Annotated in this window: 17 protein-coding genes and 1 pseudogene; 9 read left to right on the forward strand and 9 right to left on the reverse strand. The window is 74.8% G+C overall.

Features of this window, described 5'->3' with window-relative positions:
• The first annotated feature begins 28 nt into the window (after positions 1 to 28).
• Together KGD84_RS29365 and KGD84_RS29370 are read left to right on the forward strand one after the other, a co-directional pair.
• Positions 29 to 424: a nuclear transport factor 2 family protein gene (locus tag KGD84_RS29365; protein WP_220563567.1), complete on the forward strand. Its 396-nt coding sequence runs from the start codon at positions 29 to 31 to the stop codon at positions 422 to 424.
• A 76-nt stretch (positions 425 to 500) separates the two neighbouring features.
• The gene (locus tag KGD84_RS29370) at positions 501 to 1838 is read left to right on the forward strand and encodes an MFS transporter (protein ID WP_220563568.1); all 1338 of its coding nucleotides are present in this window, start codon (positions 501 to 503) and stop codon (positions 1836 to 1838) included.
• A gap of 12 nt (positions 1839 to 1850) precedes the next feature.
• Here the strand turns inward: KGD84_RS29370 and KGD84_RS29375 are convergent, their stop codons facing one another.
• On the reverse strand, positions 1851 to 2453 hold the full coding sequence (locus KGD84_RS29375; RefSeq protein ID WP_220563569.1) for a TetR/AcrR family transcriptional regulator: 603 nt from the start codon (positions 2451 to 2453) through the stop codon (positions 1851 to 1853).
• 452 nt (positions 2454 to 2905) lie between these two features.
• Between KGD84_RS29375 and KGD84_RS29380 the strand changes: the two genes are divergently transcribed.
• Together KGD84_RS29380 and KGD84_RS29385 are read left to right on the forward strand one after the other, a co-directional pair.
• Positions 2906 to 4006 (forward strand): WD40/YVTN/BNR-like repeat-containing protein, encoded by a 1101-nt coding sequence (locus tag KGD84_RS29380; RefSeq protein ID WP_220563570.1) that lies wholly within the window; start codon positions 2906 to 2908, stop codon positions 4004 to 4006.
• 1 nt (position 4007) lies between these two features.
• On the forward strand, positions 4008 to 4292 hold the full coding sequence (locus tag KGD84_RS29385) for a ubiquitin-like small modifier protein 1 (RefSeq protein ID WP_220563571.1): 285 nt from the start codon (positions 4008 to 4010) through the stop codon (positions 4290 to 4292).
• A 126-nt stretch (positions 4293 to 4418) separates the two neighbouring features.
• Here the strand turns inward: KGD84_RS29385 and KGD84_RS29390 are convergent, their stop codons facing one another.
• Positions 4419 to 5627: a DUF418 domain-containing protein gene (locus KGD84_RS29390; protein ID WP_220563572.1), complete on the reverse strand. Its 1209-nt coding sequence runs from the start codon at positions 5625 to 5627 to the stop codon at positions 4419 to 4421.
• A gap of 610 nt (positions 5628 to 6237) precedes the next feature.
• Between KGD84_RS29390 and KGD84_RS29395 the strand changes: the two genes are divergently transcribed.
• The 3 genes from KGD84_RS29395 to KGD84_RS29405 all read left to right on the forward strand — a co-directional run bounded on the left by KGD84_RS29395 (position 6238) and on the right by KGD84_RS29405 (position 9283).
• On the forward strand, positions 6238 to 7410 hold the full coding sequence (locus tag KGD84_RS29395; protein WP_220563573.1) for a sensor histidine kinase: 1173 nt from the start codon (positions 6238 to 6240) through the stop codon (positions 7408 to 7410).
• Positions 7411 to 7462: 52 nt separating this feature from the next.
• A complete protein-coding gene (locus KGD84_RS29400; protein ID WP_220563574.1) occupies positions 7463 to 8101 on the forward strand; it encodes a response regulator transcription factor in 639 nt (212 codons plus the stop codon).
• A 168-nt stretch (positions 8102 to 8269) separates the two neighbouring features.
• Positions 8270 to 9283: a zinc-binding dehydrogenase gene (locus tag KGD84_RS29405; protein ID WP_220563575.1), complete on the forward strand. Its 1014-nt coding sequence runs from the start codon at positions 8270 to 8272 to the stop codon at positions 9281 to 9283.
• A gap of 255 nt (positions 9284 to 9538) precedes the next feature.
• On the opposite strand, the gene KGD84_RS29410 is transcribed toward KGD84_RS29405, so the two are convergent.
• Positions 9539 to 10996: an SDR family oxidoreductase gene (locus KGD84_RS29410; protein ID WP_220563576.1), complete on the reverse strand. Its 1458-nt coding sequence runs from the start codon at positions 10994 to 10996 to the stop codon at positions 9539 to 9541.
• A gap of 136 nt (positions 10997 to 11132) precedes the next feature.
• On the opposite strand from KGD84_RS29410, the gene idi reads away from it, so the two are divergent.
• Both idi and KGD84_RS29420 read left to right on the forward strand, forming a co-directional pair.
• Positions 11133 to 11669, forward strand: coding sequence for an isopentenyl-diphosphate Delta-isomerase (idi, locus tag KGD84_RS29415; RefSeq protein ID WP_255646863.1), 537 nt, complete (start codon positions 11133 to 11135; stop codon positions 11667 to 11669).
• Positions 11670 to 11828: 159 nt separating this feature from the next.
• Positions 11829 to 12524, forward strand: coding sequence for an HAD family hydrolase (locus tag KGD84_RS29420; RefSeq protein WP_220563578.1), 696 nt, complete (start codon positions 11829 to 11831; stop codon positions 12522 to 12524).
• A gap of 40 nt (positions 12525 to 12564) precedes the next feature.
• Here the strand turns inward: KGD84_RS29420 and KGD84_RS29425 are convergent, their stop codons facing one another.
• The 6 genes and pseudogenes from KGD84_RS29425 to KGD84_RS29450 all read right to left on the reverse strand — a co-directional run bounded on the left by KGD84_RS29425 (position 12565) and on the right by KGD84_RS29450 (position 18555).
• Positions 12565 to 12879: a DUF6221 family protein gene (locus KGD84_RS29425; protein WP_220563579.1), complete on the reverse strand. Its 315-nt coding sequence runs from the start codon at positions 12877 to 12879 to the stop codon at positions 12565 to 12567.
• A 150-nt stretch (positions 12880 to 13029) separates the two neighbouring features.
• Positions 13030 to 13875 (reverse strand): glutamate ABC transporter substrate-binding protein, encoded by an 846-nt coding sequence (locus KGD84_RS29430; RefSeq protein WP_220563580.1) that lies wholly within the window; start codon positions 13873 to 13875, stop codon positions 13030 to 13032.
• Between the two features lie 26 nt (positions 13876 to 13901).
• Positions 13902 to 15500: a hypothetical protein gene (locus tag KGD84_RS29435; RefSeq protein WP_370634604.1), complete on the reverse strand. Its 1599-nt coding sequence runs from the start codon at positions 15498 to 15500 to the stop codon at positions 13902 to 13904.
• Positions 15460 to 15870 carry an FHA domain-containing protein gene (locus KGD84_RS33740; protein WP_338151195.1) on the reverse strand — a complete coding sequence of 137 codons (411 nt, stop codon included), beginning with the start codon at positions 15868 to 15870 and terminating at the stop codon, positions 15460 to 15462. Before KGD84_RS33740 ends, KGD84_RS29435 begins: the two co-directional genes overlap by 41 nt.
• A 321-nt stretch (positions 15871 to 16191) precedes the next feature.
• Positions 16192 to 17537, reverse strand: a pseudogene (locus KGD84_RS29445) (vWA domain-containing protein).
• Complete coding sequence (locus tag KGD84_RS29450) at positions 17521 to 18555, reverse strand: PP2C family protein-serine/threonine phosphatase (RefSeq protein ID WP_260697168.1); 1035 nt, start codon at positions 18553 to 18555, stop codon at positions 17521 to 17523. The pseudogene KGD84_RS29445 and the gene KGD84_RS29450 overlap by 17 nt, the downstream one beginning before the upstream one ends.
• Positions 18556 to 18996 lie beyond the last annotated feature (441 nt).

Consider the following 18996-nt stretch of genomic DNA (forward strand, 5'->3'; position numbering starts at 1 on the left):
GTCACGGTCGGGCCGTGCCCCGCCGGCGGTGGTCGCGCTCGACGGCCGGCACCGGGCGGTCGACGCCCGCGACCCCGACGCGGTCCGCGCCGTCACCTCCGAGGACGTGGAGGTCGGCGGCCCCCGGGGCACGGCCCGGGGCATCGCCGCCCTCCTGGACTGGGTGCGCTCCTCCGGCATCCGGCTGGAGCCGACCGCGGTGTTCCCCGTGGACGGGCGGCGCACGGTGGTCGCCCAGAACGCCACCTGGCCCGGCCGTTCCGACCATGTGCCGGGGACCGCCCCGGCCGCCACCGCCACCCTCTTCGAGGTCCGCGACGGGCGGGTGTCCCGGGTTCTGCGCTTCGACGAGGGCGTAGAGGCCGCGCTGTCCGCCGCCTGGCAGACCGGTACCGGTCACGGGGTGTCCGGGACGGGGACTTAGAGTGGCCGCGAGGCCCGGCCCGCACCCCCGCGGAACCCCCGCCGCAGCCGGGCCGGAAAGGTCCGGTGATCCTCCCGTGCCCGACGACCACTCCCCCGCTCCGCGACCGAAGCCCGCCGATCGCTCGCTCGGCGGGCGCTTCTGGGCGTTCTGGTCGGCCGCGCTGGCCGCGAACCTGAGCGACGGCGTCGCCATGATCGCGATGCCGTGGCTGGCCTCCTCCCTCACCTCCGACCCCGTGCTGGTCGCCGCCGTGGCCACCGCCGGGCGGCTGCCCTGGCTGCTGCTGGCGCTGCCCGCCGGGGTGCTCATCGACCGGCTGCCCCGCATCCCCGTGATGGCCGGGGCCGGGACCGTCCGGCTGGCCCTGTGGGCGGCGCTGGCCGCCGTGGTGTTCTCCGGGGCGGCGTCGGTGCCGCTGCTGGTGGTGTTCGCGTTCTGTTTCGGGGCGCTGGAGGTCTGCTACGACACCGCGGCGGAGACGGTCGTCGCCTCGGTGGTCCCCCGGGACCGGCTGGAGCGCGCCAACGGGCACCTGCGCACCGGGGCCCTGGTCGTCCAGGAGTTCGGCGGGCGGCCCGTCGGCGGCCTGCTCATCTCCCTCGGGCTGTTCGCGCCGTTCGTGCTCAACGCCGCCGCGCTGGTGGTGTCGGTGCTGGCCCTGCTCCGGGTGCGCGGTGTGGACACGGGCGGACACGCCGGTACGGCCGGGCTCGGCGACGCGACCGCCGCCGGCCACGCCGGTACGGCCGGGCCCGCCCCGGAGCGGCGCGGGCTGCGGGGTGTCGGCGCGGACCTGGCCGAGGGGGTGCGGGCGATCCGGGAACAGCCGCTGCTGCGGCTGGTCGCGGGGATCGCCCTGTTCGTCAACGGGTGTTACGCCACCGCCCTGTCCACCCAGGTGCTGTTCGTGCGGGACGTGCTCGGCCTGGGGCCGGTCGGGTTCGGCCTGCTCATGGCGTTCGCCGCGGTCGGCGGGGTCGTCGGCGGCCAGTCGGTGGCCCGGCTGCGGGCGGCGCTCCCGCACGGCACGCTGCCGGTCGCCTGCCTGGCCGCCACGGGCATCGTCTACTGCGTGATCGCGGCGCTGCCGGTCCTCCCCGTGGTCGCCGTCGGGTACCTGCTGGCCGGCGGGCTCGTGCTCGGCTACGCGGTGGCGATGACCTCCATCCGCCAGCGCATCACACCCGACCGGCTGTTGGGCAGGGTCAACGCCGCCATGCGCACGGTGAGCTGGGGTGTCAGCGCCCTGGGCATGGCGGCGGGCGGGGTGATGGTCTCCGCCCTCACCCCGCTGACGGGGCACGAGGGCGCCCTGCGCGCCCCCTATGCCCTCATCGGTGCGGTCGGACTGGCCGTCGCGGTGTTCTTCGGCCGCAGGCTCGCACGCCTGGTGCGCGAATACGACGTCTGAGTCCCCTCCGCCTCAGTCGGCTCTGCCGCTCAGCGACCCCAGCAGTGTGTAGGCCTCGTCCATGCGGTCCGGGAAAACATCCGGACCCGGGGCCAGGCGCATGGCCGTCAGTTCGCAGGCCATCGAGATGTGCGAGGCCAGGACGGCGACGTTCTCCGGGGCACCGACCTCCACCAGTGCCCCGGCGAGCCGGATCGCCCGCTGCTGGCGGGTGAGCAGGTAGCGGGACCGCAGGTCGGTGCTCTCCCGGAGCAGCCGCACCAGGACGACCGAGTGCGCCGGGGAGAGCGCGGCGTGCGGACGGGCCGCGACACCGGCCTCCCTCAGCAGCTCCACGGCGGCGCCCAGATCGGCGCCCAGGGGTCTGGGGGCCTTGTCGCGCACGTAGGCGCACAGGCGCTCGACCTCGGCTCCCTCGTCGGCGAACAGCACCTGCTGCTTGTCGCCGAAGTAGCGGAAGAAGGTCGTACGGCCCACCTCCGCGCGCTCGGCGATGGCGGCGACCGTGACGTTGTCGAAACCGTGCTCGGCGAAGAGCTGGAAGGCGGCGGACACGATCATGGCTCTGGCCTTGCGGCGTTTGCGGGCGTGAAGTGTGTCGGGGGGGTGGTGCATGAGGCGGACCCTATCGAGTGGACCCGGTTCTACCTGGGGCGTGGGACCATTGGGACGGTAGTCCCGAAACGCCCCTTGAGGGCCGGGAGAGCGGGAAGTCGTCTGGACCTGATGGGGGTTTTGGAACGCATCCGCACGGGCTCAGGCCCCGTCCCGTACGGTGACGCCGGTTGGGGCGGAATTTTATTGCAGAGCGCCCCTGGTCTGACAACCGCAGTACCTCTGATTGGCGAATCCCCTCGCCCATATGGTTTCCGGCCGGGTGGAGGTTATGGCCTCCCAGGGTCCGCATTTCCCGGCGGCACCAATTCTGCACCCACAGGAAATCGTTCGGGTTCCTAACTATTGAAGGCTCATAGAAGACCGGAACCCGACCCGCTACCGGTGGTGCCCCCGTTTGTCGTGAGGACGTGCGAGAGTGTTGTGACCTGCTTCACGATACGGAGCCGAACATGACGTACTTGCTGGTCATCGGCACGCGCAAAGGTCTCTTCACCGCCACGGGCGAGGATCGGCGCACCTGGGAGGTGCGCGGCCCGCACCGGCTCGACAGCGCCGACTACGCGAGTATGAGCGCCGTGTACGCGGTCGGGATCGACCCGCACAGTGGGCGCATCCTGGCCGGCGCGGAGAGCTCCCACTTCGGCCCGAGCGTCTGGTACAGCGACGACGCCGGGGAGCACTGGCGGGAGCCCGAGACGGCTCCGCTGGTCTTTCCCGAGGACACCGACGCCTCGCTCACCCGGGTCTGGCAGTTCGCGTTCGGGGAGACTCCCGGTGTCGTCCACGCCGGGGTGGAGCCGCACGCCCTGTTCCGGTCCGCCGACGGCGGGGAGAGCTTCGAGCTGGTCCGCGCCCTGTGGGACCACCCGCACCGGGCCGACTGGTTCCCCGGCGCGGGCGGCGGCGCGGTGCACACGATCCTGCCCGGCGTACTGGGCCGGGGCGACCGCTCTCCCGAGGCGATGACCGTGGCCATGTCCACCGGCGGCGTCTACCAGACCGGGGACGGCGGGGCGAGCTGGGCGCCCGCCAACCGGGGCATCTCCGCGGTCTTCCTGCCCGAGGACGAACCCGAGTACGGGCAGTGCGTGCACAAGGTGGCGCTGGCCCCCGACGGTTCGATGTACGCCCAGAACCACCACGGGGTCTACCGGTCCGAGCACCCCGCCCGGGAGGGCTGGCGCCCGGTGGAGGAGGGGCTGCCCACGGACTTCGGGTTCGCGGTGGTGGCGCACCCCCACCTGCCCGGGACGGCGCTGAACTTCCCGGTGGTCAGCCAGGAGGTGCACCTCCCTCCGGAGAACCGGCTGGGCGTGTACCGGACCGACGACGGCGGCGGGCGGTGGGTCCCGGCCACCGAGGGGCTCCCGGAGGAGCCGTACTTCGGCATCGTGCTGCGCGACGCCGCCTGCACCGACGGGGCCGACTCCCCGGGCTTCTACTTCGGCACCCGGGGCGGGGACGTGTACGCGGCCGACGACGGCGGCCCCTGGCACCGGGTGGCCGCGCACCTGCCCGACGTCCTGTGCGTGCGGGCGACGGAGGTGTGAGATGAGCGTGACGGTCCACCTTCCCGGTCTGCTGCGGGCGGACGCCGGGGGCGCCGCCCACCTGCCCGTGGACGTCGGCCCGTCGGCGGTGCTGCGCGACGTGCTGGACCGGCTGGTGTCGGAGCACCCCGGCCTGGACCGGCGCATCCGCGACGAGCAGGGACGCCTGCGCCGGTACGTCAACGTGTTCGTGGACGCCGAGGAGTGCCGGGCCCTCGACGGCCTGGACACCCCGGTGCCCGAGGGCACCGACGTCCGCATCCTCCCCTCGGTCGCCGGCGGCTGACCCCGCCCCGGCGGCGGGTCGGCCCCTCCCGGCCGACCCGCCGGCCTGGCGGGGCGGTGCCGCCCGGAGGCCGGAGCGACGCGTTGCACACCGGCCGGGCCCGCCGCCGGGCGCCGCCCCGGGGCGCTACCCGGCCTGCACGGGCCGCGGACGTGGTCGGCGGCGCAGCGGCAGGACGCGCAGGTGGGTGATCATGCGCCACACCCACTCCAGCGGCCCGTAGCGGAACCGGGCCGACCACAGGCGGGCGAACACCAGCATGGCCGCGAAGTACCCGGCGGCCAGCACGTACTGGGCGAGCATGGGGATCTGCGTCTCCCAGGGTCCCATCGCGAGCAGGAAGACCGCCGTACTGCCCAGGTAGACGGTGAGCGTCATGCGCCCCAGCGGGGCCAGCGCGCCCAGGGCGCGCGCCGCACCGCGCCGCCTGCGCATCAGCCACCACACCAGCCCCAGGTAGAAGAGGGCGCCGCCCAGGCCCATCAGGGTGCCGGCGGCCGAGGTGAACAGGTGCGAGGCCGGGTGCACCAGCGGCATCCCGTCCGGTCCGAGCACCGGCACCCCGTCGGCGCCGAACTCCATGGGGAACAGCAGGTCGGAGCCGAACATCAGGGCCATGCCCAGGACCTGTCCGGCCAGGCCGGTCCACACCATGGCCGCGGGCAGCCGGGAGGGCTCCCCCGAGTGCTCGGGGTCCAGCTCGGGCCGCCGGGCCAGCCAGATCCCGACGCAGAAGAAGCCGAGGGTCTGCGGGACCAGGAGCAGCAGCAGCGCCCATTCGCCCGATAGCGGTACGAGGTTCTCGACGAACGGCGCGACCGCAAAGGCGACCGCCGCGGCGACCAGCGGCCGGCTCCGCCCGCCGGCCAGCAGCACCGGCATCAGCGGCGCCAGCACCAGGGCGGTGACGGAGTAGTGGGTGAGGATGTCGCCGGAGAACACCAGCAGGTGCGGCAGGCCGAACAGCAGGCCCAGCGAGACGTAGCGGCGCAGCATCAGCGCGAACGGCCGCTCCCCCCGCCCGTCCGCCGCCTTCCAGGCGAGCACCGCGCCGACGCCGAGCAGCACCATGAGCATGGACCGGGCCTTGCCCGACATGAGCAGGGTCAGCGCCGTGTCCACGGCCGAGGCGAGGGTGTCCGGTGCCCGTTCGCCCGCCCTCTCGGCGGAGAAGACGACGACGGTCACGTTCATCAGGACCACGCCGATCATCGCCAGCGCCCGCGCGACGTCGAGGAACTCGACCCGCCGCGCCGCGGCGGGCGGTCCCCCCGCCGCGGGCCGCCCCGCCTCCGCGGGCGGCCGCACCTCCCCGGTGCCCACCGTCTCCGTCATCCGCTCTCCCGCCATCGGGCTCCCCTTCGTCGTCTCCCCGGCCCACCACACCCCCGCCAGCCGTTCCGTAAGGCCGCGGGCACCCGCCCCCACGGGGCACGGACGTCCCGCCGCACGAGCGGCCTCTACAGGCCGCGCACGCGGACATCCGCACCCGTACTGGGCGAACCGCCGTGACGCCGCGGGCACCCGCACGTACGGGCACCCACGGGGCACGGCCGTCCCACCACACACGGCCGTTCCGCGAGCCGAGCGCACAGGCGCCCACTCCGCACGAACGGCCCCGCCACACGGGCGGCCGCTGTCAGCCGCCACACGCGGGAGCGCCTGCCGTGAACAGGCGCCCGCGAGGTGCGGACGCCCGGGCGCACAGGCGCCCATGCCGTGCGGGGGCTGCGCGGTACGGGTGTCCGTGCCGCGCGAACGGCCCCTTGCGGGGCTGTGCGGTGCGGTGACCGCACGGTGTCGGTGGTGTTCGTCGGCGCGGGGTGCGCCGACCTTTCCAAGGGTGGCGGGCGGGGCAGGTCGGCCACATCGGCTGAAAGAGCGGTCCCCCGCCTCGTCCTTTCGGCCGAGGGCCGGGAAGGGGCCGCGGCCTAGGCTGAGGGACATGGGGCTGAACAGGATCGTCGAGGTGCTCGGCGGACCCCTGGGGGAGAGGATCCTCTGGGGCGGCGCGGGCGCCGTGCTCGCGCTGGCCGTCGTCGCGGACCTGCTGACCGTGCGCAGCGGGCTGGCCGCGGTCCCGTGGCCGGGGCCGCCGCACGGGCCGTGGGACTGGCTGCCCGCGGCCTCGGGCGCGGCCGCCGGCGGGCTGGTGCTGCTCGCCCTGCGGCCGCGGGCCGGAGCGGCCGCCACCGGGGCGGCGGCGCTGGCCGCGCCCCTGGTGGTGGCGGCCTCCTCGCTGGCGCTGTGGCCGCTGCCCAAGGGGATGTTCGGCTACCCCGTCGCGATCTCCGAGGCGTGCGCCCTCCTGCTGGCCCTGGCCGTCACGGCGCTGCGCTGCGACGCGCGGTGGATCGCGGCGGTGTCGGCCGCCGCCTTCCTTGCCGCCGCCTCCGACCGGCTCCGGGAGGGGGCGGGCGACTTCCTCACCCCGGCCCTGCTGCTGGTCGCGGTGGGCCTGGCGCCGGGGCTGTACCTGCGGTGGCGCCGGTACCAGCGGGAGTACCACGTGGAGCGGGCGCGGGCCCAGGAGCGGCTGGCGGTCGCCCGCGACCTGCACGACGTGGTGGCCCACGAGGTCACCGGGATCGTCGTCCAGGCGCAGGCGCTGCGCCGGATCGCCGACACCAGGCCCGAGGCCGCGGTGCGGGCGCTGCCGGAGATCGAGGCGGCCGGGGCGCGCGCCCTGGAGGCGATGCGCTCCCTGGTGTCACGGCTGCGCGAGCCCGACGAGGCGCCACCGGTGCCGGACGCGTGGGAGGGCCTGAACCGCCTCGCCGGCGGCGCGGGCGGCCTGGAGGTGGCGGTGCGCGTGGAGGGCTCCCTGGCCGGGCTGGCGCCCGAGGTGGGCACCGCGCTGGTGCGGATCGCCCAGGAGGCGGTCACCAACGCCCGGCGCCACGCGCGCGGCGCCTCCCGGGTGTCCGTCGAGGTGGAGGCCGGCGACGGCGTGCGCATGGCGGTGCGCGACGACGGCCGCGGCTCGGGCGGTGCGGGCGGGTTCGGGCTGGTCGGCATGGCGGAGCGGGCACGGCTGCTGGGCGGCGAGCTGACCGCGGGCCCCGGCGCCGACGGCTGGGAGGTGCACGTCCGCCTCCCCGAGAAGCCCTGTGGATAACCTCCGGGGCGGCCCCGGACCGGGCACAGTGAAGGTGGAACGGGGGTGCCGGATGGCGATCAGGGTCCTGCTGGCCGACGACCAGCAGATGGTGCGGACGGGGTTCCGCTACATGTTGGAGGCCGAGGGCGACATCGAGGTGGTCGGCGAGACCGGGGATGGCCTGGAGGCGGTCCGGCTCGCCCGGGAGAGGCTTCCCGACGTGGTCCTCATGGACATCCGCATGCCGGGGATCGACGGCCTGGAGGCCACCCGGCGGCTGGCGGCCGACCCGGTCAAGGTGGTCGTGGTGACCACGTTCGACCTGGACGAGTACGTCAACGAGGCGCTCTCCTCGGGCGCCGTCGGCTTCCTGCTCAAGGACGCCGGCGCCGGGCTGCTGGTGGAGGCGGTGCGCGCCGCGGTGCGGGGCGACGCGCTGATCTCGCCGGAGATCACCGTCCGGCTGATCCGGCACTTCGCCACCGGGGGCCGCCCGGTGCGGGCCCGCGACGACGGCGGGCTCACCCCGCGCGAGCTGGAGATCGCCCGGACGGTGGCGCTGGGCCGGACCAACACCGAGATCGCCGCGCTGCTGCACGTCACGGTGAGCACCGTCAAGACCCACCTGGCGAGCATCCAGGCCAAGCTGGGCACCCGCAACCGGACCGAGCTGGTCGCCTGGGCCTTCCGCAACGGGCACGCGCGGTGAGCGCGGGCCCGGACGCGGGCGGGGCCCGGCCTTTGACGAAACCCTGACCCGCCACACGGCCACCCCTGGATCCGGCTCGACCCGTCGCGCAGGATCGTGGTGGCACGCCCCCGGCTCGGGGTAAAGGAACCGGGGAGACCGACGACCACTACCTCTGCGAGGCTCTGCATGGCGACGATGCGCGCTGCCCGGCTCAACGTTCGGACCAACACCCTGGAGGTCAAGGAGGTCCCCCGGCCGGTGCCCGGGCGCGGACAGGTCCTGGTGCGGGTGAAGGCCGCCGGGGTGTGCCTGTCCGACGTGCACCTCATCGACGGCACCCTCAGACCGCTGTACCTGGAGGGCGACGAGGTCACCCTGGGCCACGAGGTGGCGGGGGTGGTCGAGGAGCTCGGCCCGGAGGTGGCCGACACCGAGGTGGGCGAGCGGGTGGCGCTCCAGGCGGGCCAGATCGACCACCACGGCCGGGTGCTCACCCGGGGCGTGGACTACGACGGCGGCTGGGCGGAGTACGCCCTCGCCGACGAGGAGACCCTCGTCCCCCTCCCGGACGACCTGCCCTTCGAGCAGGCGGCGATCATCCCGGACGCGGTGTCCACCCCCTGGGCCGCGGTCACCACCACCGGTGACGTCGGCCCGGCCGAGGCGGTCGCCGTGTGGGGTGTGGGCGGTCTGGGCGCCCACGCGGTGAAGCTGCTGCGCCTGGTGGGCGCGGCGCCGATCATCGCCGCCGACCCGGACCCCCAGGCCCGGCAGCGGGCCCTGGACTTCGGCGCCGACGCGGCCCTGGACTCCACCGCCCCGGACTTCCTGACCAGGATCGGCGAGCTCACCGACGGCCACGGGCTGGCGGTGGCGTTCGACTTCGCCGGGGTCCCGGTGGTGCGCGAGCAGGCGCTCCAGGTGCTGGGCGAGCACGGCCGCCTGGTCCTGGTGGGGCTCACCGACAAACCCCTGGAGGTCAAGGACGGCACCCGGTTCAGCTATCTCAAGCAGCAGATCCTGGGCCACTACGGCTCGGAGCCCGAGCACGTGATCCAGCTCGTCCAGCTGGTCCGGGCGGGCCGCCTGGACTTCTCCACGTCGATCAGCGGCACCTTCCCCCTGGAGGAGGCCCCGGCGGCGGTGGAGCAGCTGGAGAAGCGGGTCGGCTCGCCGGTCCGCCTCGTGCTACAGCCGTGACCACCGGCCGGACCGGCCCCCGGTCCGGTCGGTCGGCCCTCGACTCCATGCAGACCCCGTCGTCCCGGCCGGACCCGGCCGGGACGCCCCAAACGAACCGACCTCATCCGGCCGGGCTCGGTCCGGGCGGACCCGGCTCTACCCTCGGGTCGTCCGCTGCGCCCGGGCCGCCCGGCCAGGGCCCACCCGGCCCCGGGGCGCGCCGCGCCCCGGTCCGCCCCTGGTCCGCCCCGGGTCCCGGCGGCACGGACGCGGTCACCAGGCGGCGGGGGCGTAGTCCTTGAGGAAGCAGCCGTGCACGTCCTCGCCGCGCTCGCCCCGGACGATGGGGTCGTACACGCGCGCGGCCCCGTCCTCCAGGTCCAGGGGGGCGTGGAACCCGGCCTCGGCCATCCGCTCCTTGTCGGGGTGGGGCCGCTCGTCGGTGATCCACCCGGTGTCGACGCTGGTCATCAGGATGCCGTCGGTCTCCAGCATCTCCTGGGCGCTGGTGCGGGTGAGCATGTTGAGCGCGGCCTTGGCCATGTTGGTGTGCGGGTGGCCGGGGCCCTTGTAGCCGCGGCCGAACACCCCCTCCATGGCGGACACGTTGACGATGTAGGTGCGCCGCGCGGTCGAGGCGGCCAGCGCCGGGCGCAGCCGGTCCACCAGCAGGAACGGCGCGGTCACGTTGCACAGCTGGACCTCGAGCATCTCGACGGGCTCGATGTCGCCGATCCGGTCGGTCCAGCTGTTGTCGGCGGCCAGGTCGGGCAGCAGGCCCCCGGCGTCGACGGCGGTGCCCGCGCGGACCCGCTCCAGCGACGCCGACCCGGTGGTGAGCGCCAGCGAGGTGAGCATCTCGGGGGTGAGCGCGTTGCCGTCGAGGGCGTCGGAGGACTCCAGGGCCTGCCGTCCCACACCGCCCAGCACGAGCGGGCGCGGCAGGTGGTCGCCGGTCAGGGGGTGGGACTCGGCCTCGATGAGCGGCCCGTAGGACGCCGGGGAGCGGCGCACCGTCTGGGCGGCGTTGTTGATGAGGATGTCGAGCGGCCCCCGGGCGGCCACCTCGTCGGCCAGGCGCAGCACCTGGGCCGGGTCGCGCAGGTCGATGCCGACGACGTCCAGCCGGTGCAGCCACCGGTCGCTGTCGGGCATCGCGGCGAACCGGCGGACGGCGTCGTTGGGGAACCGGGTGGTGACGGTGGTGTGCGCCCCGTCGCGCAGCAGCCGCAGCGCGATGTACATGCCGATCTTGGCGCGGCCGCCGGTGAGCAGGGCCCGCCGCCCGGTCAGGTCGGTGCGGGCGTGGCGGCGCTCCCTGTTGAAGGCGGCGCAGGCCGGGCACAGCTGGTGGTAGAAGGCGTCGACCTCGCGGTACTTCTCCTTGCAGATGTAGCACCCGCGCGCCTTGCGCAGCACCCCGGCGAGCTCGCCGGCGGCGCCGCTGCTGAGGGCCCGCCCGTTGGTCTCGTCGTCGATGCGGTCGGGGGCGGCGGTGGCGGTGGCGGCCAGCACGGCGTCGTCGTGGGCCCTGCGGGCCTCGCGTCGCTCCCTGCGGCGGGTCTCCTTCACCGTCTTGAACAGCTTGGCGCTGGCCCTCTGGAGGGCGAGGGAGTCGGGGTGGTCGCTGGGCAGCTCTCCGACCCGGGCGATCACGTCCAGGCACACCCGCATCCGCTCGGGGTCGATGCTCCCGGTCCCCTCGGCGGCCACCGTGTTCGTCTCCGTCATCCGCTCACTCCACATGGACGTCCTGCCGGGCGCGACTCTTCGCCCAGAGGAACCTTATGCGCACGAAACGGTGTCCGGGACGGGCGACCATGGAAGGACGAGACGACGCGGGTGCCCCGCGGGTTGGGAGAGACCAGTGACCAGACCGACGACCGGCGAGCGCGAGCTCGTCGTGCTGCTCGACGAGGGCCTCGAACCGGTGGGGACGGCGGACAAGGCCGCGGTGCACACCGCCGACACCCCGCTGCACCTGGCGTTCTCCTGCTATGTCAGGGACGGTTCGGGCCGGGTCCTGCTGACCCGCCGCGCCCTGGGCAAGACCACCTGGCCGGGGGTGTGGACGAACAGCTGCTGCGGCCACCCGGCGCCGGGCGAGGACCTGGAGGCCGCGGTGCGCCGCCGGGTGGGCCAGGAATTGGGGCTGTCCCTGACCGAGGTGCGCCCCGCGCTGCCGGACTTCCGCTACCGGGCGGTGTCGGCGGAGGGGATCGTCGAGAACGAGTTCTGCCCGGTGTTCTGGGCGCTGACCGACGACGCCCCGTCCCCGGACCCGGCCGAGGTGGCCGAGTTCTCCTGGGCGCGCTGGGAGGACCTGGTGACGGTGGCCGAACGCACCCCGTGGCTGCTCAGCCCGTGGGCGGTGGAGCAGATCCCCCTCCTGGACCGCCTCTGACCCCGGGCTCCGTCCGGCTCCGCCCGCCGCGCCGCCCGCCTCCTGCGCTGCCGCCGCCGACGCGGGCGGCGGCCGCTCCCGGCCGGGCGGCGCGGCGGGGCTCCGGATCGGGGTAGGACTCCGGTCGGCACGTCCCTCCTCCCCCCTGGAGCCGCACCGATGTCCCCTGTCCCCCCGGGCCGGGCCGCGCGCCCGGCCGTGGTCGCCTTCGACGTCCTCGACACCCTGTTCCCGCTGGCCCCGCTGGAGTGGCGGTTCCGCGAGGCGGGCATCCCCCGGGTCCTGATGGCCCGCTGGTCCGACCACCTGGCGCGGGACGTGTTCGCGCTGGCGCTGGTGGGCGGCGGGCGGTCCTTCGAGGACGTGGTGCGCACCGCGCTGCGCGACGTCACGGGCCACCAGATCGCCCCTGCCGCGGAGGACGCGATCGTGGACGGGCTGTCGGAGCTGGAGCCGCGCCGGGAGGCGGCCGCCGCCCTGGCCGCGGTGCGCGACGCGGGCCTGCGGGCGGTGGTCTTCGGCAACACGGGTCCGGCCACGGCCCTGGAGCTGGTGGAGCGGGCCGGCCTGGAGGGGCTGGTGGAGGGGGTCATGGGCGGCGGCCCGGGCCGGGCCTGGAAGCCCTCTCCGGAGGCCTACCGGGCGGCGGCGCGCTCCCTGGGCGTGGTGCCGGGGCGGCTGGCGCTGGTGACGGCGCACGGCTGGGACGTGGCGGGGGCGGCCCGCGCGGGGCTGGTCACGGGCTGGTCGGCGCACCTGGAAAGGCGGTTCCCCGCGGTCTTCGGCGCTCCGGACGCGACGGGCGCCGACCTGGTGGAGACGGTGGAGGCGCTGCCGGGCCTGGCCGCGCCGTGAGCGTCCCCCGTTCCGTCCGCCGCTCCTCCCGGGTCCCCGGTCAGTCCTCCCAGGAGGCGTCGTACTGCGGGTGCCCCCGGTAGACGGCGGCCAGGTACTTCACGGCCAGCCGCCAGGCCAGCAGCTCGGACCAGGGGTCCTCGCCCTGCCGTGCGGGGACGGGGGGCGCCCCGGCCATGGTCGGCTGGAGGCTGCGCATGCTGGCGTGGTGCGCGCGCGTGTACCCCTGCACGATCTTGCGCTTGGCGGCGACTTCGGCCAACGCCCGGTCCCGGCCGCGTGCTCCCACGGGTACGGCCTTCGACGCGCGCTCGTCCTCGTCCAAACGCGCGTTGAGGAACTCGACGATGGTCAACGGACAACTCCTATCCTGAGCCCCCAATGCCTTACATAAGGGTCAGTATCTGCCATAACCCCCGAGTGGGCCACCACCGGCGGACCGCCCGCGGCGTGCCCCGGCACACCCGCGGGAGCGGCGCCGCCGCTCCCGCCGGAGTCCCGCGGATCAGTCGCAGCCCTCGAACTGGGGAACGCTGTACACCATCTCCAGGTCGGTCTCCCCGAACCAGCGGTCCAGCATCTCGGCGGCGTCGCCCTCCTGGTACATCCGGCTGATCGCCTTGTTCACGGCCTCGCAGGCCTCGATGTCGCCGTACGGCAGCCCCACACCGTACTTCTCGTCGGTGAACGGGTTGTTGACGAACCGGAAGGCGTCGGGGGTCTGGGCGAAGAACCCGGCCAGGATCAGGTTGTCGGTGGAGACCGCGTCCACGTCCCCCGCCCTCAGCTCCTCGATGCAGTCGCTGTAGGTGTCCTCCTCCCTCCTCTCCACCGACACGCCCAGGCCCTCGGTGATGCGGTCCACCGAGTTGGAGCCCTCGCTCTGGCAGACGGTCATGTCCTCCAGGTCGCGCACCCCCTCGATGCCGGTGGCGTCGGCTCTCACCAGCACGTCCTGCTTGGCCACGTAGTAGGGGCCGCCGAAGGTCACCTCGTTCCTGCGCGCCGGGGTGATGGAGTAGGTCGCCACGACCATGTCCACCTCGCCGCTGTCCAGCTTCTCCTCGCGCTCGGCGGAGTTGAGCCCCACGAACTCGACGTTCTCCCGGGGGATCCCGAGCTGGCCGGCGATGTACAGGGCCACGTCGACGTCGAAGCCCTCGTACTCGCCGCTGCCCTCCTCGGTCTCCAGGCCCAGCCCGGGCTGGTCGTACTTGACGCCCACCACCAGCGAGTCCGCGTCGACCAGCGACTCCTCCCCGCCCAGCACCGCGGAGCAGGCGGGCAGCCCGAGCACCGCCGTGGCGGCCAGTGCGGCCGCGGCGGCGACGCGGCGGTGTCGAAACCTCATCGGCCTTGTCCTTGTCTCTCGGGGGGTCAGCGGTACTCGGCCAGCCGGGGGCGCACGCCCAGGGCGACGAGCAGGAGCAGCACCAGGGCTCCGGCCGGCAGCAGCCACGCCCAGGGGGCCAGCGCCGCGTCGCCCTGCCGGATGCCCCGGGCGAACTCCTCCCGGTGCGCCTCGGTGAGGCCGTCCAGCGCCTCCTCGTAGGCCGCGAAGGTGCCGTTCTCCGAGTCCGCGACGCCCATCCGGATGCCGATGGCCTCCCCGAGGTCGTCGTTGCGGACCGCCTCCCGCATGAGCCGGTCCTGTGTCTGGATCTCGTTGTAGGCGCCCAGCACGTCGGCCAGCCGGTCCTGCTGGCCGGGCAGCAGGGCGTCGTGCGCCCGTTGGCCCAGGTATCCCAGGGTGCCGGGGTCGTCGGGATCGGAGCCGTCCGAGCCGGGCAGTTCGGGGTAGGAGGCGGCCACCTCGTCGACGGCCGTGTAGTAGTCGGCCAGGTTGTCCACCGGCCGGGACAGCACCTGCTGGGACCGCTCCAGGTACACCTGCTGGTAGTTGTCGGCCTGCTCCGGGTCCAGCAGGTAGCGGCTCTGGTCGGCCTGCATGTCCGTGGCGATCGCCCCGCCCCGGGCCAGCGACATCGCCGCGTCCAGGCCCTCCTCCTTGGCGTCCCTCTGGTGCCCGCCGCTGCCGACCAGGGCCTGGATCACCCCCGCGGTGAGGACCACGGTGAGCACGGAGGCGGCGATCAGCGGCAGGTTGAACCGGCGGCGGAACTTCAGCCGCAGGTACACCTGGAGGCCGAGCAGGGACAGCAGCACCGCCACGCCGACGCCGCCGACCCACAGCAGGCCCAGGGTGACCGCGGCCTGCCCGTCCTCGTGGTTGGCGCGCACGATCGCCGAGGAGTCCAGCCCGAGGTTGAACGCCTTGGGCAGCAGCTCGGTGTGCATCAGCCGGGTGGCCGCCCGGTACGACTCCAGCGCCTCGGCGTTCACCTCGCCGGGGGCGGCCCCGGCCTCGTCGTTGCGCAGCAGGGCCTGGGTGACGAGCCGTTCGTAGGCGCCCAGGCCGTCCAGGACCTCCTGGACGTTGCGCTCCTCCACGGTGTCGCCCTCGGTGAGCGACGCGGCCTCGAGCAGCGACTTGTTGGCCTGCTCCCGGCCGGCCTCGTACTGTTCGAGGGCGTCCTCGCGCCCGGAGCCGAGGCCGTGGTCGGTGCCCATGAGCAGCACGTCGGCGATACGGGCGTCCATGTCGGCCAGCGACAGGTACAGGTCGGTGGTGGCCATGGCCTGCGGTCCGGCGCCGCGGCCGAGCACGTCCAGGCCGGCGCGGGCCTGGCCGAGCGTGTGGGAGGCGGACGCGAACAGGCCGATGATCGCGGCGGCGCTCACCAGGGTCAGCAGCCACACCCGGGCGGGGGTGGTGGCCAGCCACCGCCGGAAGCGGGACCACCCGTCACGGGCGTAGGTCCCGGTGCGGGCGGCCCTGGTGCGGGCGGTCCCGCCCGCTGGGGGTCCGGGTTCCGGGGGGCCGCCGGAGCGGGTCGGCTCCGACGGGGCGGTGGGGGAGGGAATCAACGGGGGCTCACCCCTTCTGGAGGATGATGACGGTCCATGCGCCGACATAGATCCGGTCGTTGTCGTTCAGGGGGACCTCCACGTTGGGGGCGACGGGGTTGTCGGTCCCATTGATCGTGGTCCCGTTGGTGGAACCCGGGTCGACCAGGGCCCAGGTGCCGCCGGGGCGGGCGATCAGGATCGCGTGGATGTGGGAGATCGCGGGGTCCCCGCCGGGGCCGCCCAGGTCGATCTCCGGGGTGAAGCCGCGGGTGGCGCTGGCCCGCCCGATGTGCACCCGCTCCCCGGTCAGGTCCACCCTGCGCGGCTGGACGGCGGCCGGGAAGGCGATGCGGGCGGGGTCGAGCATGCCCTGGTTCACCATGTACTGGTAGTAGGCGGGGTCGGCCGTGACGGTGGCCCGCCAGCCCACCCGCATCCCCGGCGTCCCCCCGCCGGGGTCCCGGCGCTGGTGGGAGGCGAAGTCGTATCCGCACTCCTCGCAGAACCTCCCGGTCCTGGGGGTCGAGCACTCCGGGCAGGGCCCGCCCCGGGGCGCGCCGGAGGACCGCCGCGGCGGCGGGGCCTGCGGCGGCCGGTTCGGCCGGGGCACGTGGGCCGTCGGCGGCGTGTGCGCCGACGGGCCCTGCGACCAAGCGGGCGGTGCGGGCTCGTACGCCTGGAGGCGCAGCCCGCAGATGTCGCAGAAGTCGGTCGCCGTGGAGTGGTGCCCGGATGGGCAACTCGGCATGGGTCCCTCCTACCCGGGTCCGGGGGCACCGTCGTCCGGCCCCGGGGGCGGGGCCGGGTCCGAACGGTCCGGGTCGAGTTGGTGTCCAGTGTCATCTCGTCGATCTTCTCGACGGTGGGGCGGAGCCGAACGGTTCCGGTGACCGGGTCCAGGACGTCGACCACCTTTCCGAGGAGTCTGGCGGTCTCCTCGTCGCCCGTCTCGTTCGCGAGCGCGACGGCTCGGCCCAGCCGCGTCGTCGCGGTGTCCTCGTCCCCTGATCGCCGGGCCTCCAGCCCGTCCTGAATGGCCTGGGCCAGCTCCACCTGGCCCGTGTAGTGGGCCACCCGGGGGTTGATCTCGGTGGCCCTGTCCTCGTCCGTCGTCCACTCCGCGAGGATGTTCCCCGAGGCCAGGACCCTGTCCTGGGCGCCGTCGAGACCGGGGAGGACCACGCGCACCCACCCGGCGCGCAACTGGCGCCCGGGATCGCCCGGGGGGACCTCCACGCAGATGTGGTAGTCGCGGTTCTCCGTACCCCAGGAACCGGTGGGGTAGTCCTTGGCCTGTGCCGCCCGCTCCACGCCGCGGTCGCTGAGGTCCTGGACGGTGGGGGCGACCTGTTTGACGTAGCGCACCACGGCGTGCCGGGGCGTCCACAGGCGCAGCGCCACGTCGGCGACGGCCTTGCCCATGGAGGCCCGCGCCATCGCCCGGAAGTCGGCGGCCATGTCGGCGGGGTCGGCGATGATCCCGGGGCCGCCGCCGAGCAGGGCGGCGTCGATCCTGCGGAGCTCCTCGACCTTCCAGTCGGTGCCCACGCCGCGGCAGTCGCAGACGAAGCTCCCCGCGATCCGGCTCAGGGTCCGCTCGAAGTCCTGCGAGACCTCGTTGTTCTGGCCGTCGGTGAGCAGGATGGCGTGCTTGACCCCGCCGTCGACGGTGGCGAACAGCTCGGCCGCCCGGGTGAGCCAGGCGCCCATCCGGGTGCCCCCGTCGGCGCGCAGGCGGCCGACGGCCTCCAGCGCCTCGGCCCGGGTGGAGGGGTCGACGGTGGCCAGGGTGTTCCCGGCGGGGTAGATCATCTCGGCCTGCCGGTGCCCGGCGATCACCGCGAAGCGCACCCCGTCGCGGAGCGTCTCGACGGCGGCGCGGGCGGCCTGCTTGGCGGCGTTGATCTTCTCCCCGTACATGGAGCCGGAGGTGTCGACGATGATCAGCTCCGTCGCCCGGACGTCCGCTCCGACGAGCACCGGCCCGGTGGAGGTGATGCCGACGACCGCGTGCACCTCCCGCCCGCCCAGGGGCAGGAACCGGTTCTGGTCGACCTCGACCCGGAACTCCGGCTCGGCGGTGGGTTCAGCCCTGTTCGGCACGGGAGCCCCCTGTGGGTACGGGAATGACGACGACGGTGATGTTGTCCTTGCCGCCCCCTTCGAGGGCGAGCCGGACGTAGGTGCGGGCCGCGTCCAGAGGACGGGTCCCCGCCCCGGGCACCGCTTCGGTCAGGGCCTGCGCCTCGGGGTAGTAGTTCCACAGGCCGTCGCTGCACAGCAGGACGGTCCCGGGGCCGGTGGGGGTGACGGTGGAGATGTGCGCGTCGATCTCGCCGGAGTCGGCGCCCATCCACGCGATGAGGGCGTGCGCGTTGGCCGAGCGCATCGCCTCCTCCCGGGACAGCGCGCCCATCTGCACCATCGCCTCGCTCCAGGAGTCGTCCCGGGTCAGCAGGGCCGAACCGCTGGAGGAGGGGCCGCCGGAGAGCCAGTAGGCGCGGCTGTCGCCGACCCAGCCGATGGTGACGGTGCCCGCGGCGGGGTCCACCACGGCGGAGACGAAGGTGCAGGCCGGCGCCGAACTCGGGGAGTCGGCGATGGCGGCGACGGCCTCGGCCGCCCTGGTCATGGCCACGCCGGTGGCCTCGCGGGCGTCGACGCCGCGCCGCACCTGCTCGGCCAGGACGGTCGCGCCGGTCTCGGCGGTGATCCTGGAGGCCTCGTCGGAGCGGGGCGAGCTGGAGACGCCGTCGCAGACCACCGCGCACACCACGCCGGCGGCGTGCGGGGAGTCGTCGGGGACGACCCGGATGGCCATGGCGTCCTCGTTGCGCCGGTGTCTGAGCCCGCGGTCGCTGACGCCGACGGCGGCGCGGGCGCGCACCTCGACGTGGTCGCGGCCGGTGGGCTGGAGGAACCCACACCGTTCGCAGTAGCCGTCCACGACCCGGCCGGAGCACCACACGCACAGGTCGGGGCCCGCGGGCCGGACGGCCCCGGAGCCGCCGGGCGGGGGCCAGTCGGGGACGACCGGCTCGGGGGCCGGCCTGGGCGGCCGCGGGTCGCGGCGGACGGGCTGGGTGGCCAGCGAGTCGATGGCGTCCCAGTCGTCGTCCACGGCGAGGCTGTCCGTGAGGGAGCGGCCGGGCCCCCGCGGGGTCGTCTCCGCGGGCGGCGCGCCCGGCACCGGGGGCCCCGAGGGCCCCGCGGGGGACCGCCGTGGGCCGCGGGCGGGGGCCCGCGGGCCGCGGCCCCTGGGGCGCTGTGGGGCCCGCAGGGGCCGCGCCGGCGGGCCGGGTGCTCCCGGAGGGCGTCGCGTCCGAGGGGATGACCCCCGCGACCGTGACGTCGGCCGGGTTGACGGTGCGGTAGACGCCCTGCGGATGGGGCTCCTCGCGGGCGGTCCGGCCCGACGGCGTGGCCCCCGAGGGGGTCGATCCGGACGGGGTCGGCTCCGAGTGCCCCTCCCCCCGGCCCTCGTACCGTTCGGCGCCGTACAGGCTCACCTGTGGAGCTGTGGGCCCGCCGTCCGCCGGGACCAGCCCGGGCGCGGCCGGGT

The organism is Nocardiopsis changdeensis, from assembly GCF_018316655.1.
GTDB lineage: Bacteria > Actinomycetota > Actinomycetes > Streptosporangiales > Streptosporangiaceae > Nocardiopsis > Nocardiopsis changdeensis.